Here is a 569-nt window from a genome sequence, read left to right on the forward strand (position 1 = left end):
CTGATCGAAGACGACGCCAGAAACCGGCTTGCTCTTCATCGTGTGCTTGGCCTGAAAAAGCGTGAGCTGGCGCATTTGATGCAGAATGCCAATCAGCCAGCACCGAAGACTCCCAAACCTCTGAAGGCTCGGGATGTGATGGAACAAGGTCTGGTGCCAGTTCGTGTTCCTCCCCGGCCTGTGCAAGACTATTTCGACGGTCTGGCATCCATCATCCGTCCTCAATGGACGCGGGCCGAGTGCAGGCCAAAGATCATTTCTCGCCCCTGGCACGCTGAGATCAGGCGGCTTGAAAACATGTCTCCTGAAGAAGAGCTGTCCCGGCATCTCGAAGCCCTGATTGCCCGGATGCTGAATGCTCTGTTCGGGTGGAACCTGACGGTGCCTGTCACCTCTGCCGAAGACGCACGGGAGCTTGTTGATGACTATGCCAGACGGTGCGCTGAAAAACGTCAGTCCGATGTTCAGGAGCATTTCAGATCGCCTTCCGTTCGCGCCGCTCTCAGGGAACGCCGGAAACTCCGGAAAGCTCTTTTAAGTCGAGACCCAGAGATCGTCTCTGCACTGGA

At 56.6% G+C, this 569-nt stretch carries 1 pseudogene; it reads left to right on the forward strand.

Going from position 1 to position 569, the window contains the following annotated elements:
* Positions 1 to 569: pseudogene (locus tag B7444_RS16125) on the forward strand (hypothetical protein); the annotation flags it as partial.

The sequence above is a fragment of the Gluconobacter thailandicus F149-1 = NBRC 100600 genome (assembly GCF_000964465.1).
Classification (GTDB): domain Bacteria; phylum Pseudomonadota; class Alphaproteobacteria; order Acetobacterales; family Acetobacteraceae; genus Gluconobacter; species Gluconobacter thailandicus.